13 protein-coding genes are annotated in these 14550 nt (G+C 60.1%); 3 read left to right on the top strand and 10 right to left on the bottom strand.

Features of this window, described 5'->3' with window-relative positions; translation table 11 throughout:
* Nucleotides 1–110: 110 nt before the first annotated feature.
* The 4 genes from ACA058_RS03175 to ACA058_RS03190 form a co-directional block, all read right to left on the bottom strand.
* Entirely contained in the window at nt 111–1184 is a 1074-nt protein-coding gene (locus ACA058_RS03175; protein WP_497637808.1) for a BMP family ABC transporter substrate-binding protein, read from the bottom strand.
* A gap of 409 nt (nt 1185–1593) precedes the next feature.
* Nucleotides 1594–2952, bottom strand: a complete 1359-nt coding sequence (locus ACA058_RS03180; protein ID WP_497637809.1) for an 8-oxoguanine deaminase — start codon at nt 2950–2952, stop codon at nt 1594–1596.
* 157 nt (nt 2953–3109) lie between these two features.
* Nucleotides 3110–3793: an SDR family oxidoreductase gene (locus ACA058_RS03185; RefSeq protein ID WP_497637810.1), complete on the bottom strand. Its 684-nt coding sequence runs from the start codon at nt 3791–3793 to the stop codon at nt 3110–3112.
* 18 nt (nt 3794–3811) lie between these two features.
* Nucleotides 3812–4168, bottom strand: coding sequence for a MerR family transcriptional regulator (locus ACA058_RS03190; protein ID WP_497639853.1), 357 nt, complete (start codon nt 4166–4168; stop codon nt 3812–3814).
* 84 nt (nt 4169–4252) lie between these two features.
* Here ACA058_RS03190 and ACA058_RS03195 point away from each other — a divergent pair, with 84 nt between their 5' ends.
* Complete coding sequence (locus tag ACA058_RS03195; RefSeq protein WP_497637811.1) at nt 4253–4687, top strand: hypothetical protein; 435 nt, start codon at nt 4253–4255, stop codon at nt 4685–4687.
* Nucleotides 4688–4731: 44 nt separating this feature from the next.
* On the opposite strand, the gene ACA058_RS03200 is transcribed toward ACA058_RS03195, so the two are convergent.
* The 6 genes from ACA058_RS03200 to ACA058_RS03225 form a co-directional block, all read right to left on the bottom strand.
* Nucleotides 4732–5658 carry an ABC transporter permease gene (locus tag ACA058_RS03200; protein ID WP_497637812.1) on the bottom strand — a complete coding sequence of 309 codons (927 nt, stop codon included), beginning with the start codon at nt 5656–5658 and terminating at the stop codon, nt 4732–4734.
* Nucleotides 5658–6767: an ABC transporter permease gene (locus ACA058_RS03205; RefSeq protein ID WP_497637813.1), complete on the bottom strand. Its 1110-nt coding sequence runs from the start codon at nt 6765–6767 to the stop codon at nt 5658–5660. Before ACA058_RS03205 ends, ACA058_RS03200 begins: the two co-directional genes overlap by 1 nt.
* Before the next feature lie 11 nt (nt 6768–6778).
* Nucleotides 6779–8332 carry an ABC transporter ATP-binding protein gene (locus ACA058_RS03210; RefSeq protein WP_497637814.1) on the bottom strand — a complete coding sequence of 518 codons (1554 nt, stop codon included), beginning with the start codon at nt 8330–8332 and terminating at the stop codon, nt 6779–6781.
* Nucleotides 8333–8934: 602 nt separating this feature from the next.
* Complete coding sequence (locus tag ACA058_RS03215) at nt 8935–9516, bottom strand: IMPACT family protein (RefSeq protein ID WP_497637815.1); 582 nt, start codon at nt 9514–9516, stop codon at nt 8935–8937.
* A 7-nt stretch (nt 9517–9523) separates the two neighbouring features.
* Complete coding sequence (locus ACA058_RS03220; protein WP_497637816.1) at nt 9524–10174, bottom strand: TetR/AcrR family transcriptional regulator; 651 nt, start codon at nt 10172–10174, stop codon at nt 9524–9526.
* Between the two features lie 89 nt (nt 10175–10263).
* Entirely contained in the window at nt 10264–11184 is a 921-nt protein-coding gene (locus tag ACA058_RS03225; RefSeq protein ID WP_497637817.1) for a LysR family transcriptional regulator, read from the bottom strand.
* Nucleotides 11185–11320: 136 nt separating this feature from the next.
* Here ACA058_RS03225 and aptA point away from each other — a divergent pair, with 136 nt between their 5' ends.
* Together aptA and ACA058_RS03235 are read left to right on the top strand one after the other, a co-directional pair.
* A complete protein-coding gene (gene aptA / locus ACA058_RS03230) occupies nt 11321–12670 on the top strand; it encodes an omega-aminotransferase AptA (protein WP_497637818.1) in 1350 nt (449 codons plus the stop codon).
* 77 nt (nt 12671–12747) lie between these two features.
* Nucleotides 12748–14241, top strand: coding sequence for a CoA-acylating methylmalonate-semialdehyde dehydrogenase (locus tag ACA058_RS03235; protein ID WP_090452969.1), 1494 nt, complete (start codon nt 12748–12750; stop codon nt 14239–14241).
* Nucleotides 14242–14550 lie beyond the last annotated feature (309 nt).

A 14550-nucleotide genomic window follows, 5' to 3' on the forward strand; every position in this document is an offset into this window, starting at 1 on the left:
ACGCTGAAAATCCCTGTAGGAGCTGCCGCAGGCTGCGATCTTTTGATCTTGATCTAATGCAATATCAAAAGATCGCAGCCTGCGGCAGCTCCTACAGGGGGGGCGGTGTACTACTTGGGAATATCGGCCTTCATGCCTTCCACGTAATAATTCATCGACGCCAGTTCCGTATTCGTCGCGCTGACACCCGCCGGAATTTTCTCGACCCCGGCCTGATCCTTGATCGGCCCGGTAAACGGCTGCAGCGCGCCGCTCTTGATGTCGGCGATGATCTGCTCGGCTTCGGTTTTCACCGCCGCCGGTACCAGGTCGCTGATCGGCAGTTCAACGGTGCCTTCCTTCAAACCGCCCCAGTAATCCTGGGTTTTCCAGCTGTGGTCGATCACGCTTTGGGTCGCTTGAAGGTAATGCGGCGCCCAATCGTTGACGATGGAGGTCAGCACCGCCTTGGGGCCGAAGTGCGCCATGTCCGAAGCGTAGCCCACGGCATACACGCCGCGACGTTCAGCGGTCTGGATCGGCGCCGGGCTGTCGGTGTGCTGGAACACCACGTCCACGCCCTGGTCGATCAGCGCGTTGGCGGCATCGGCTTCCTTGCCCGGATCGAACCAGGAGTTGACCCACACCACTTTGATTTCGGTGCCGGGGTTGTACTTGTTCAGGGCCAGTTGAATGGCGTTGATGTCGCGGATCACTTCCGGGATCGGGAACGAGGCGACGTAGCCGATCTTTTTGCTCTTGGTCATCTTTGCCGCGAGGAAACCGCCGACGTAGCGACCTTCATAAGTGCGCGCCAGGTAGGTGCCCAGGTTCTTGTCCTGCTTGTAGCCGGTGGCGTGTTCGAACGTCACCTTGGGAAACTGCTTGGCGACTTTGAGTGTCGGGTTCATGTAGCCGAACGAGGTCGTGAAGATCAGGTCGTACTTGTCCTTGGCCATGTTGCGGATCACTCGCTCGGCGTCGGCGCCTTCGGCAACGTTTTCCACATAGTTGGTGGTGATCCGGTCGCCGAGCTTTTCCGCCAGTGCCTTGCGTCCCTGTTCATGTTGATACGTCCAGCCGTGGTCACCGATCGGGCCGATATAGACGAAGCCTACTTTCAGCGGGTCAGCGGCAGAGGCGCTCAGGCTGATCCCGAGGCCGATGGCGGCGCATAGCAGTTTGTGCAGCGGACGTATTTGCATGAATTCGAACTCCCTTTTGTTGTGTGTGGAAAGGGTCAATGCAAAAGGCTGACCAACCGGACAACAAATGGTAGTGAAACCGCGTGATGGCTATCGCGAGCAGGCTCGCTCCCACATGGAAACACGATTACCTGTGGGAGCGAGCCTGCTCGCGATGAGGGCAGCAAGGCCGAAAAAAGTGCATGACCTTGAAGAGGCGCCATCCACTGGTGCGCTAAGGTGTAACGAAACATTAGCGCCGCCTCGAAGTCAGTAGCTCATCCGCTCCTCCACGGCAAAAGGCCCACAATCATCAACGATGGCGAAACCAACGCCATCGAAGGGATGACTTACTTTGTGCTGTTTGCGACGTTCATCATGTTGTCGCTGCTGGGCCTTTAACCTCACCACAAAACCAATGTGGGTTGTGTCAGGTGCCCGCGATCAACTGCCGCGCCGCCTGACTGTGATCGGCAATCAACCCCTTCAGGTCCAGCCCCTCGACCTGCCCGTCAATCACTCGCCATTTGCCGCCGACCATCACCCGATCAGCTCGATCCGCACCACACAACAGCAGCGCCGATACCGGATCGTGGCTGCCGGAGAAACGCAGTTCGTCAAGTTTGAACAGCGCCAGGTCAGCCTGCTTGCCCACCGCAATTTCACCTATGTCGCTGCGTCCGAGCAAACTGGCCGATCCTTTGGTCGCCCAGCCCAGTACGCGCTCTGGAGTGATCTTCTCGGCACCGTAGCGTAGACGCTGGATGTACAACGCCTGACGGGTTTCGAGCATCATGTTCGACGCATCGTTGGACGCAGAACCGTCCACGCCAAGACCGAGCAACGCGCCGGCATCGGTCAGCTCGATGGTCGGGCAGATACCGGAGGCCAGGCGCATGTTCGAGCTCGGGCAATGGCAGATACCGGTGCCGGCCGCGCCGAGGCGAGCAATCTCGTCCGGGTTGAAGTGGATGCCATGGGCCAGCCAGGTACGCGGACCGAGCCAGCCGACGCTGTCCAGATAATCGACGGTGCGCAGACCAAAGCGCTGCAGGCAGAAATCTTCTTCGTCGAGGGTTTCCGCCAGGTGCGTGTGCAGGCGCACGTCGAGTTTATTTGCCAGTTCGGCGCTGGCGGACATGATTTGCGGGGTTACGGAGAAGGGTGAGCAGGGCGCCAGGGCGATCTGGATTAGCGCGCCTTCGCCACGTTCGTGGTACTCGGCGATCAAGCGCTGGCTATCGGCCAGGATCACTTCACCTTCCTGTACGGTTTGCTGCGGCGGCAAACCACCGTCCTTTTCACCAAGGCTCATGGAGCCGCGCGTCAGCATGGCGCGCATGCCCAGTTCGCGAACGCTCTCGACTTGTACGTCGATCGCATTTTCCAGGCCTTCGGGGAACAGGTAGTGGTGGTCGGCGGCCGTGGTGCAACCGGACAACAGCAGTTCGGCCAAAGCGACTTTGCTCGCGAGGGCGAGTTTTTCCGGAGTCAGGCGTGCCCAGACCGGGTACAGGGTTTTCAGCCACGGAAACAAGGGCTGGTTGACCACTGGCGCCCAGGCGCGGGTCAGGGTTTGATAGAAGTGGTGATGGGTGTTGATCAGCCCCGGCAGGATCACATGCTCGCGGGCGTCGAACACTTCATTGCAAGGCGTGGAGGGCTGTTGGCCGAGGCCAAGCACTTCGACGATCAGACCATCTTGCAGCACCAGACCGCCACGAGCATCGAGATCGTTGGCCGTGAAAATGGCGAGGGGATTTTTTAACCAGGTACGGGTCGCAGGCATGTTGGCCGGCTCCTCTGAAAGTTGGGTTCAGGGTTGCCAGCTCAGTGTTGCCCTGTCTGCTGATCCAGGGTCGCCGGGGAGGCGAGTTGCGAAGTGTCGATCAAATCGCCGCCAGGGGCAAGCCCGACCCGACAGGGCAACCCATAACCTGCGGGTGTTACCAGGGAATGGTTTCACCCCTGTAGTTGATGAAGTGATGCCCGCCCATGCCGACATACGCATTCACCTGATCAACCAGCCCGCGCGTGCTGGTGTCCACATCGATGTCAGCGCCTTCACCACCCATGTCGGTTTTCACCCAGCCCGGATGCAGCGACAGCACGGTGAGTCTGGTTTCGCCCAACTGAGTGACGAAGCTGTTGGTCATGGAGTTCAGTGCAGCCTTGCTGGCCTTGTACAGCGCCATTTCCGGCGCGTCGGGCATGGTCACGCTGCCCAGTACCGAGCTCATGAAGGCCAGCACGCCGCTGTCCGGGCGGATGTGCCCAACGAAGCGTTGCGCCAGATTGATCGGCGCCACGGCGTTGGTGAAGAACAGTTGCCCGACTTCGGCCAGGGTCGCGCCACCGTTTGGCGTCTGCACCTCAGGACCTTTTACCCCGGCGTTGACGAACAGCAGGTCAAACACTTCGTCCTTGAGTTGCTGACTCAGCACGATCACCGCTTGCTGATCGTCCATGTCGAGTTTCTCGATCCGCACGTTGCCCAGTGCCATCAAGGCCTCGGCGTTTTGCGGATTGCGTACTGTGGCGGTGACTTGCCAGCCGTCGGCAAGCAGGGTTTTCACCAGGCCGAGGCCAAGGCCGCGGGAGGCACCGATGATCAGTGCGGTTCTGGACATGTGTGGCTTCCTTGAAGTTCAGAGACGTGGATTCAACGGACAATTCTGTCCAAGCCGTTGTTGCAACTCATCGCGCAATGCGCCCAGTTCGGCCATGCGGGCTTCGATCAGTTTGAGCTTGTCTTGCAGCAATCGTGTGACGGCACTGTCCGGATCGGGGGACTGCCAGATTGCCGCGACGCTGTCACCGATCTCGCCGAGGGTAAAGCCTAGCCGTTGAGCGGTCTTGATGTACTGCACCAGTTGCACCATGTCTGCCGGATAGTCGCGATAACCATTGGCGCTGCGTTGTGCGGCAATCAATCCGCGCTGCTCATAGAATCGCAGCGTATCGCGGCTGACGGCGCTGGCCTGGGCTAATTCACCGATGCGCATCATCACGTCTCTTCGAGGGCTTGACCCTGGAGCATACTCCAGGCTTTAGCCTGGTTGCTCCTGGAAATTGATGGAGCAATGTCGATGTGGACTTCAACGCAGTATCGTCAGCTGGTACGCGGCAGCGCCTGGTACGACCTGATCGTGACAGTCGCGTTTGTCACGCCGTGGAGTTTTGCAGCGGTGCACGGGCTTTTGTTGAGTTTGAGCCAGGCTGTCAATCTGCCAGGCGAGTTGCCGCCGTTCGAACCGATGCACGTGTTGATGGCGAATCTGTTGGGCTCGATAGTCTGCGTATGGGCGGTGCTGCGCATTCGTGATCCACAGCAGATTTATGGGCGGTATGACGCCGTGGCCAGATTCCTGTTCTCGGCTTGGCAGGCTTATGCCCTGATCCATGGCACGAGTTCGCTGCTGGTTGTTTTCCTGGTGTTTGAATTGGCGTGGGGCGTGGCTCAGGTGTTGCCTGTGCGGACGCCATCGCGAGCAGGCTCGCTCCCACAGGAAAGCTCGGTCTAATGTGGGACCGAGCCTGCTCGGGAAGAGGCCAGTGCAGACGAGCGCTAATGCCCAGCCTGCCACGGCTGCCCCAGCGAAACCGGTGCGTACAATCGCGTGCGCATCCTGTCCCGGGACAGCAGCACCAGCACCACAATGGTCGCCACATACGGCAGCATCGCCAGCAAACTCGATGGAATCGCCAGCCCCAGCCCCTGCGCCACCAGGTGCAGGATGCTGGCGAGTCCGAACAGATACGCACCCAGCAGCAAGCGCCAGACACGCCAACTGGCGAATACCACCAGTGCCAGGGCAATCCAGCCGCGGCCGGCGCTCATGTTTTCCGCCCACATCGGTGTGTAGGCCAGCGACAGGTACGCACCGGCCAACCCGGCCATCGCGCCGCCAAACAACACCGCCAATGCCCGTACGGCCAACACCGGCAAGCCCATGGCACTGGCAGCATCCGGGTTTTCGCCGACCGCCTGGAGGATCAGCCCGACGCGGGTTTGCAGCGTCACCCAGGCCACCAGCGCAAACAGCGAGAATGACAGGTACACCAGCAGATCCTGGGCGAACAGCATCCGTCCGATCAGCGGTATCTCGCTCAAGTAAGGGAGCGCCACTGGCTCGAAGCCCGCTAACGGTTTGCCGACCCACGCCGCGCCGACAAAGGTCGACAGTCCCACGCCGAAAATCGTCAGGGCCAGCCCGGTGGCCACCTGGTTGGCGTTGAAGACCAGCGCCACCAGGGCAAACAACGATGACAACAGCATCCCGGCGAGCATCGCCAGCAATACGCCAAGCCACAGGTTGCCGGTGCTGAACGCGATGATGAAACCGATCACCGCGCCAAACAGCATCATGCCTTCCTGGCCCAGATTGAGTACGCCGCTTTTCTCGCAGACCAGTTCGCCCAGCGCCACCAGCAGCAGCGGCGTACCGCAGCGAACCATGGCGTAGAAAATGTTGCTCAGCAGATCGATATCCATCACAGCGCACCTACTTGTTGTACGGCGGTGGCGGGTGCGCGGCGTGCCCAGCGCAGGTTCAAGCGGGGTCGGTAGAGAATCAGCACATCACTGGCCAGCAGGAAAAACAGCATCATCCCCTGAAACAATTGGGTGATCGCTTGCGGCAGGTTCAAGCTCATCTGCGCGCTCTCGCCACCGATGTACAGCAGCGCCATCAACAAACTGGAAAACAGAATGCCGAGGGGGTTCAACCGCCCGAGAAACGCCACGGTGATCGCCGCATAGCCGTAGCCCGGCGAAACTTGCGGCACCAATTGCCCGATCGGCCCGGTCACCTCACACGCACCCGCCAGGCCCGCGAGGCCACCGCTGATCAACAGCGCCAGCCAGATCAGGCGCTTTTCGCGAAAGCCGACGAAACCGGCCGCGCGCTTGTCCAGCCCAAGCACTTTGATCTGGAATCCGACAAAGCTTTTGTGCAACAGCACCCACACCGCCACCAGGGCGAGCAGGGCGAAATACACGCCGGCGTGAACCCGGCCGTCCTCTATCAACAGCGGCAAGCGGCTGGCTTCACCGAACATCGCCGACTGCGGAAAGTTGAAACCCTGCGGATCTTTCAGCGGACCATGAACGCAAAACAGCAGCAGGTTCAGGGCGATGTAATTGAGCATGATGCTGGTGAGGATTTCATTGGCGTTGAAGCGCGTGCGCAACCACGCCGTCAGCCCCGCCCACGCAGCGCCGGCCAGGGTCCCGGCAAGGAGGATCAGGACCAGTGCCCAGCGGCTTTGCATCTCGATGAAGTTCACCGCCAACGCGCTGCCGGCCAAGGCGCCGAGCAGCAGTTGGCCTTCGGCGCCGATGTTCCAGATCCGCGCCTGGTAGGCAACGGCCAGGCCTAACGCGCAGAGTAGGATCGGCAACGCTTTGACCAGCCACTCGGAGAGGCCATACAGGTCGCTGATGGGCGCGATCAACAGCGTGTGCAAAGTCAGCAACGGATCGTGGCCCAATGCGATAAACAGCAATGAGCCACTGCCCAGGGTCAGGACTGCCGCCAACAACGGCGAGCACCACAGCATCAGGCTCGATTGCTGGCCACGGGGTTCAAGAGAAAGCAGCATGTGAAACTCCGTTAACGTGTTGCGCACGCAGGCAATTGAGGGGCGTCGAACTGGCCGGCCATCCAGCCACCGACATCGGTCAGGCGAGTGTCGACGGTGGCCTTGAGCGGCGATAACCGTCCGCTGCACAAGGCACCGAGGCGGTCGCTGATCTGGAACAATTCGTCGAGGTCTTCGGAAATCACCAGGATCGCCGCACCAGCATCGCGCAGAGCAATCAACGCACGGTGAATGGTTGCAGCCGCGCCGACATCCACGCCCCAGGTCGGGTGCGCGGCCACCAGCAATTTCGGTTGTTGAAGTATTTCCCGACCCAGAATGAATTTCTGCAAGTTACCGCCAGACAGGCTGCGGGCCGGCGCCTGGGGACCGCGAGCCTTGACCCCGAAGCGGCGAATGATCTCTTGCGCCAGCGCCTGGACCTTGCCGCGCTGGATCAGCCCCTTGCTCACCAGCCCTTGCTGGAATGCGGTGAGCAGGGCGTTGTCCGCCAGGCTCAGATCCGGCACGGCGCCATGCCCCAATCGTTCAGCCGGGACGAAGGCCAGTCCGCGTTGGCGACGGGCATCGGCACGTAAATGCGCGACCGGTTCGCCGCCGAAACTGATGGTTGCAGCGTCATCGCGGCTCAGCCGTTCTTCGCCGCTGAGTAACGCCAGCAGCTCATCCTGGCCATTGCCGGCGACACCGGCGATGCCGACTATTTCACCGCTGCGCACTGCAAGGTCGATGGTCTTGAGCGAGCAACCGAACGGGTCCGGGTTGTGCCAGGACAAACCTTGTATGTTCAAAAAAACATCGGTGCCCGCCACCTTAGTGTAATCGGCGATCAATTCCGCCGCTTCGCCAACCATCAGGCGCGCCAGTTGCCGATCCGAGTATTCGGCCGGTACGCAATGCCCGGCCACTCGCCCGCCGCGCAAAACGGTAGCGCTGTGGCACAACGCGCGCACTTCGGCGAGTTTGTGGCTGATGAACAAAATGCTGCAGCCCTCGGCGGCCAGTCGACGCAGGGTCACGAACAAGTCCTCGGCCTCCTGCGGAGTCAACACCGAGGTCGGTTCGTCGAGAATCAACAGGCGAATGTCCTGCATCAGGCAGCGGATGATTTCCACTCGTTGCCGTTCGCCGATGGACAGACTGTGGACCAGTCGCTGCGGCTCCAGCGCCATGCCGTAGCGTTGCGACATTTCACCAATCTTGCGTTCAAGTTGATTGGGCGAGCCTGCCGCCGGACCCATGGCCAGTGCGATGTTCTGCGCCACACTCAGGGTTTCGAACAGCGAGAAGTGCTGGAACACCATGCCGATCCCCAAGTCGCGAGCCTGGGCCGGGTTGCGAAGGTTCACGGGCTGTCCATGCCAGAAAACCTCGCCAGCGTCGGCATGGACGACGCCGTAGATGATTTTCATCAGGGTACTTTTACCCGCACCGTTTTCGCCGAGCAGGGCGTGGATTTCACCAGGGGCGATGGTCAGATCGATGGCATCGTTGGCCAGGCAGCCGGGGTAGCGTTTACTGATTCTGCTCAGTTGCAGACGGGGCGTTGGATCGGCGGTGGGCATGGCATGCTCGATTCGATTGAATTCATGCCTGTGGATAAAGCAATTTTCTGGCCATCAGGTCAGGAAATATGCCTGGCACCCGTGTGCCAGGGCACTGTGTCCGCGGCCGGGCCGGTAGTCATCGCAAACCGGGCACCACATAGGTGCACAGCCGTTGATCCGCTCCCGTTTTGCGCGCGGTATCTTGATCAAAAAATGAGCACTCGACGGCAAGCCATGCCGGATATGCAGCCGCGCCAGCCATGAACGGGTTATCCACAGATTGCTCCACAGTATTTGTGCGCAAGCTCAAAGGTCGGGCATAAGCGTGGGGCGGCTATCTTCTAAAAGTGCTAAACCACCCTAACTGATTGTTTTTATTTGCATTTAGCAATTTTATAGGTGAAATGGACGAAAAATGAACAAAGCCCGCAAAGCCGCATGACAGAAGGGTTACAGCGGTATGTGCTCAGGTTATCCACAGCCGGGTGCACAGCGGATGTGGGCAACTATGGAATAGGCGAGAAAAGCGCAGTGCTCCAAAAGATCGCAGCCTGCGGCAGCTCCTACAGGATTATGCGTCCCCCTGTAGGAGCTGCCGCAGGCTGCGATCTTTTAATCTTTTAGCGCTGCAACAAAATCCGCCCACGACTCAGATCAGCGAGTTGAGATTGCAATGTTTCGATCTGCCCACCGCCAACCGCCAATTGCAGTTCAACTCCGTTGGCCGTGAAATCCTCTTGCACCACCAGTCCACCGAGTTCCGCGACCCGCAATTTGACCAACGCCAGCTCACCGAACGCACAAGCGCATCGCACCGGCACCCGACTGATCAACTCAACCTTCGGTGCCGCTTGCAGGCATTTGTTGGCACCGCCGCCATAGGCTCGGGCCAGTCCACCGGTGCCCAGTTGAATGCCGCCATACCAGCGAATCACCAGTACGGCGACCTGATCGCAATCCTGTGCATCGATTGCCGCCAGAATCGGTCGGCCAGCCGTGCCGCCCGGCTCGCCGTCGTCGGTGCTGCGGTATTGATCGCCGAGCTTCCACGCCCAGCAATTGTGCGTAGCGTTCGGATCGCTGTGTTGGGCGATGAAGGCCTGGGCTTCGGCGGGGCTGCCGATCGGCGCGGCGAAAGTGATGAAGCGGCTTTTGCGAATCTCTTCGCGGTATTCGCAAAAGTCGCTGAGGGTAAAAGGCATAGTGGTCTTAGAGGGAGGGTGACAGGCCGCAGCCTTTGAGAATGATACGGATCAGGTTGTTGCCGGCGTCTTCCATGTCCTGCCTGGTCAGCTTGCTGCGTCCGCTGACCCGGCAGATCTGCGTGGCGAAGTCGGCGTAATGCTGGGTGCTGCCCCACAACAGGAAGATCAGGTGCACGGGGTCGACCGGGTCCATTTTGCCAGCGTCAATCCACGCCTGGAACACCGCGGCACGGCCCTGGAACCAGGTGCGATAGTCCTGGTTGAAATATTCGGTCAGGCATTCGCCGCCACTGATGACCTCCATGGCGAAGATTCGAGAGGCTTGCGGCTGGCGCCGGGAAAACTCCATCTTGGCGCGGATGTAGCGGGTCAGGGCTTCGGCTGGGTCGTCCTGCGCGGTCAGGGTATTGAAGGTGCTGTCCCACAACTCGATGATATTGCTAAGCACCGCCACATACAAACCGAGTTTGTTAGTGAAGTAATAATGCAGGTTCGCTTTCGGCAAGCCGGCATTCAGGGCAATGGTGTTCATGCTGGTGCCTTTGAACCCATGACGGGCGAACTCGTCCTCGGCGGCTTTGATGATGGTCTCTTCGTTCTTCTGACGAATGCGGCTGGCGGGTTTGCCGCTGTGAGCTGGGACTTCAAAGGTCATGGGCACTTCCGATCAAGTGGGGTTGCGGGCCATGACGTTGATAACGCACCCACAGGTTCCAGACAAGTCCCGGTACGATAAAACCCCTGTCAGCGCGTCGCGGCCAGGCTCTCGAGGAAGCTTTCCAGCACCAGATGCGGGCGACGTCCCTTGCGGGTCACCGAGGCCAGGCTCAAGTCATAAAACCGCGCCTTGGGTTTCAGCGCGCGTAAGCGGCCTTGCTGCACCCAGAGGCTCGCGTAATGGTCTGGCAGGTAGCCGATGAAGCGCCCGGTCAGGATCAGGAACGCCATGCCTTCGCGGTCCGACGCGCTGGCGGTGCAGTTGAGCGCCTGGTAATGCGCCTGGATCTCCGCTGGCAAACGGAAGGTCGGGGCGATAGCGTCCTGGCTGTTCAGGCGCCCGTCGTCCAGCTGCTTGTCATCGACATAAAACAGCGGATGGCCAACCGCGCAATACAGCAACGAGCGTTCGCTATACAGCGGCTGATACTCCAGCCCTGACAACGCGCTGGCCTGGGGCACCACGCCGACATGCAGGCGCCCATCGAGTACGCCTTGTTCGACTTCATTGGGCGCGATCATGCGGATCTGAATCTGCACATCCGGGCCGCGTTCCTTCAATTGTGCCAGGGCGTGGGTGATGCGCATGTGCGGCAGAGTCACCAGGTTGTCGGTCAGGCCGATGGTCAACTCGCCGCGCAAGTGCTGGTGCAGGCCGTTGACCTCGGTGCGGAAACTTTCCAGCGCACTTAATAGTTGCAACGCCGATTGATAGACCTCACGGCCTTCCTCGGTCAGGGAAAACCCGGCCCGACCGCGCTGGCACAGGCGCAGACCGAGGCGCTGTTCCAGGTCGCTCATTTGCTGGCTGATGGCCGAGCGGCCGATGCCGAGCACACTTTCCGCCGCTGAGAACCCACCGCATTCGACCACGCTGCGAAAGATTCGCAGCAGACGGATATCGAAGTCGCTGACTTGCGCCAGTGGATCGGGGCGGCGGCTGCTCATGCTCTTACTCGATAGTTTAGTGGTTGGCTGACTGAAGGTTACAAAAGTTGGATTTCACCGACTTTATCCCCGTGGCAATTTAGCTGCAACAACGGTTCTATTCCTATGCCGCTTATTGCCTTGCGAGGTTTCGCCCATGAACTTGCCTGAAAACGCCCCGACTTCTCTGGCCAGCCAGCTCAAGCTCGACGCTCACTGGATGCCATACACCGCCAACCGTAACTTCCAGCGCGATCCGCGCTTGATCGTTGGCGCAGAAGGCAGCTGGCTGATCGATGACAAGGGCCGCAAAGTTTATGATTCGCTGTCCGGTCTGTGGACCTGCGGCGCCGGGCATACCCGCAAGGAAATCCAGGAAGCGGTGGCCAAACAGCTGGGCACCCTCGACTACTCGCCAGGCTTCCAGTACGGCCACCCGCTGTCGTTCCAGCTGGCGGAAAAAATCACCGACCTGACTCCGGGCAACCTGAACCACGTGTTCTTCACCGACTCGGGTTCCGAGTGCGCCGACACTGCGGTGAAGATGGTGCGTGCCTACTGGCGCCTGAAAGGCCAGTCGACCAAGACCAAGATGATTGGTCGTGCCCGTGGCTACCACGGTGTGAACATCGCCGGCACCAGCCTCGGTGGCGTCAACGGCAACCGCAAGCTGTTCGGCCAGGCGATGATGGACGTCGATCACCTGCCACACACCTTGCTAGCCAGCAATGCGTTCTCCCGTGGCATGCCGGAGCAGGGTGGTATCGCCCTGGCTGACGAACTGCTCAAGCTGATCGAGCTGCATGATGCATCGAACATCGCGGCGGTGTTCGTCGAGCCTCTGGCCGGTTCCGCTGGCGTGCTGGTTCCGCCGCAGGGTTACCTCAAGCGCCTGCGCGAGATCTGCGATCAGCACAGCATCCTGCTGGTGTTCGACGAAGTGATCACCGGTTTCGGTCGTACCGGCTCGATGTTCGGTGCCGATACCTTCGGCGTGACCCCGGACCTGATGTGCATCGCCAAGCAAGTCACCAACGGTGCGATCCCGATGGGCGCGGTCATTGCGAGCTCCGAGATCTACCAGACGTTCATGAATCAGCCGACGCCTGAATACGCGGTGGAATTCCCCCACGGCTACACCTATTCCGCACACCCGGTGGCGTGCGCCGCCGGCCTGGCAGCACTCGACCTGCTGCAAAAGGAAAACCTGGTACAGAGCGTCGCCGAAGTCGCACCGCATTTCGAAAATGCGCTGCATGGCCTGAAGGGCACCAAGAACATCATCGACATTCGTAACTATGGCCTGGCGGGTGCGATCCAGATCGCGCCACGTGACGGCGACGCCATCGTGCGTCCGTTCGAAGCGGGCATGGCACTGTGGAAAGCCGGTTTCTACGTGCGTTTCGGCGGCGACACCCTGCAGTTCGGCCCAACCTTCAACAGCAAGCCGCAGGACCTGGATCGACTGTTCGACGCGGTTGGCGAAGTGCTGGGCAAGATGGACTGATTTCTCCTTCTGTATACCTACAAAAAACAGGCGTGCCGATTGCGGCGCGCCTGTGGACAACTTTTTCAGGAGCTTCCATGAGCGTTATTCCGCATTTGATCAATGGCGAACTGGTCACCGAGAACGGTCGCGCGGTTGATGTGTTCAACCCGTCCACCGGTCAGGCTATCCACAAGTTGCCGCTGGCGACCCGCGAAACCATCCAGAGCGCCATCGATGCTGCCAAGGCTGCATTCCCCGCCTGGCGCAACACGCCGCCGGCCAAACGTGCCCAGGTGATGTTCCGCTTCAAGCAACTGCTGGAGCAGAACGAAGCGCGTATCGCTCAACTGATCAGCGAAGAACACGGCAAGACTCTGGAAGACGCCGCTGGTGAACTGAAGCGCGGTATCGAGAACGTCGAGTTCGCTTGCGCGGCGCCGGAAATCCTCAAGGGCGAATACAGCCGCAACGTTGGCCCGAACATCGATGCATGGTCGGACTTCCAGCCGTTGGGCGTGGTGGCTGGTATCACTCCGTTCAACTTCCCGGCCATGGTGCCGCTGTGGATGTACCCGCTGGCGATCGTTTGCGGCAACTGCTTCATCCTCAAGCCGTCCGAGCGTGACCCGAGCTCGACGCTGCTGATCGCGCAATTGCTGCTGGAAGCCGGCCTGCCCAAAGGGGTGCTGAGCGTGGTGCACGGTGACAAGACAGCGGTGGACGCGCTGATCGAAGCGCCGGAAGTCAAAGCGCTGAGCTTCGTCGGTTCTACGCCGATTGCCGAATATATCTATAGCGAAGGCACCAAGCGCGGTAAGCGCGTGCAGGCACTGGGCGGGGCGAAGAACCACGCCGTACTGATGCCGGACGCGGATCTGGATAACGCCGTCAGCGCACTGATGGGCGCTGCCTACGGTTCCTGCGGCGAGCGCTGCATGGCGATCTCGGTGGCCGTGTGCGTCGGTGACCAGGTGGCGGATGCGCTGGTGGCCAAGCTGGTGCCGCAGATCAAGGCACTGAAAATCGGTGCCGGTACCAACTGTGGCCTGGACATGGGGCCGTTGGTCACAGGTCAAGCGCGCGACAAAGTCAGCGGTTATGTGGAAGACGGCGTAGCGGCTGGCGCGACACTGGTGGTGGACGGTCGTGGTCTGACCGTGGCCGGTCATGAGGAAGGCTTCTTCCTGGGTGGCTGCCTGTTCGACAACGTCACGCCAGAAATGCGCATCTATAAAGAAGAGATCTTTGGGCCGGTGCTGTGCGTCGTCCGGGTCAACAGCCTGGAAGAGGCGATGCAACTGATCAACGATCACGAGTATGGCAACGGCACCTGCATCTTCACCCGTGACGGGGAGGCGGCGCGCCTGTTCTGCGACGAGATCGAAGTCGGCATGGTTGGCGTCAACGTACCGTTGCCGGTACCGGTGGCTTACCACAGCTTTGGTGGCTGGAAGCGTTCGCTGTTCGGCGACCTGCATGCCTACGGTCCGGATGGTGTGCGTTTCTACACCCGTCGTAAGGCCATCACGCAGCGCTGGCCGCAGCGTGCGAGCCACGAAGCTTCGCAGTTCGCTTTCCCTAGCTTGTAAGTAGAAGGGTAAAGAAGGCCGACCCCATGGGTCGGCCTTTTGTTTTTGGGGCTTTTTTACCTATATGACAGATTTGTGAAATTAGGTGTTGACGGCAGATTCTGGAAGCCTATAATTCGCCCCACTTCCGGCGCAGTCGAAACGGAAAACTCCTTGGTAAACAATGAGTTACGCAGTTTTCGGCAGCAGGTTGCTTCAGCTCATCGAAGCCCGAAGGAAGTTGAAAAAGAGGTGTTGACAGCAGCGTGTAACACTGTAGAATTCGCCTCCCGCTGATGAGAGATCTGAAGCGCAAGTGGTTGAAGTTGT

Source organism: Pseudomonas sp. LBUM1649 (assembly GCF_059716155.1).

What these genes read in the sequence shown, in the direction of transcription:
- ACA058_RS03210 (WP_497637814.1), bottom strand. Translation starts at nt 8,332, where the DNA reads ATGCCCACCGCCGATCCAACGCCCCGTCTGCAACTGAGCAGAATCAGT.
- ACA058_RS03220 (WP_497637816.1), bottom strand. Translation starts at nt 10,174, where the DNA reads ATGACCTTTGAAGTCCCAGCTCACAGCGGCAAACCCGCCAGCCGCATT.
- ACA058_RS03195 (WP_497637811.1), top strand. Translation starts at nt 4,253, where the DNA reads ATGTGGACTTCAACGCAGTATCGTCAGCTGGTACGCGGCAGCGCCTGG.
- ACA058_RS03205 (WP_497637813.1), bottom strand. Translation starts at nt 6,767, where the DNA reads ATGCTGCTTTCTCTTGAACCCCGTGGCCAGCAATCGAGCCTGATGCTG.
- ACA058_RS03215 (WP_497637815.1), bottom strand. Translation starts at nt 9,516, where the DNA reads ATGCCTTTTACCCTCAGCGACTTTTGCGAATACCGCGAAGAGATTCGC.
- ACA058_RS03180 (WP_497637809.1), bottom strand. Translation starts at nt 2,952, where the DNA reads ATGCCTGCGACCCGTACCTGGTTAAAAAATCCCCTCGCCATTTTCACG.
- ACA058_RS03235 (WP_090452969.1), top strand. Translation starts at nt 12,748, where the DNA reads ATGAGCGTTATTCCGCATTTGATCAATGGCGAACTGGTCACCGAGAAC.
- ACA058_RS03185 (WP_497637810.1), bottom strand. Translation starts at nt 3,793, where the DNA reads ATGTCCAGAACCGCACTGATCATCGGTGCCTCCCGCGGCCTTGGCCTC.
- ACA058_RS03225 (WP_497637817.1), bottom strand. Translation starts at nt 11,184, where the DNA reads ATGAGCAGCCGCCGCCCCGATCCACTGGCGCAAGTCAGCGACTTCGAT.
- ACA058_RS03200 (WP_497637812.1), bottom strand. Translation starts at nt 5,658, where the DNA reads ATGGATATCGATCTGCTGAGCAACATTTTCTACGCCATGGTTCGCTGC.
- ACA058_RS03175 (WP_497637808.1), bottom strand. Translation starts at nt 1,184, where the DNA reads ATGCAAATACGTCCGCTGCACAAACTGCTATGCGCCGCCATCGGCCTC.
- aptA (WP_497637818.1), top strand. Translation starts at nt 11,321, where the DNA reads ATGAACTTGCCTGAAAACGCCCCGACTTCTCTGGCCAGCCAGCTCAAG.
- ACA058_RS03190 (WP_497639853.1), bottom strand. Translation starts at nt 4,168, where the DNA reads ATGCGCATCGGTGAATTAGCCCAGGCCAGCGCCGTCAGCCGCGATACG.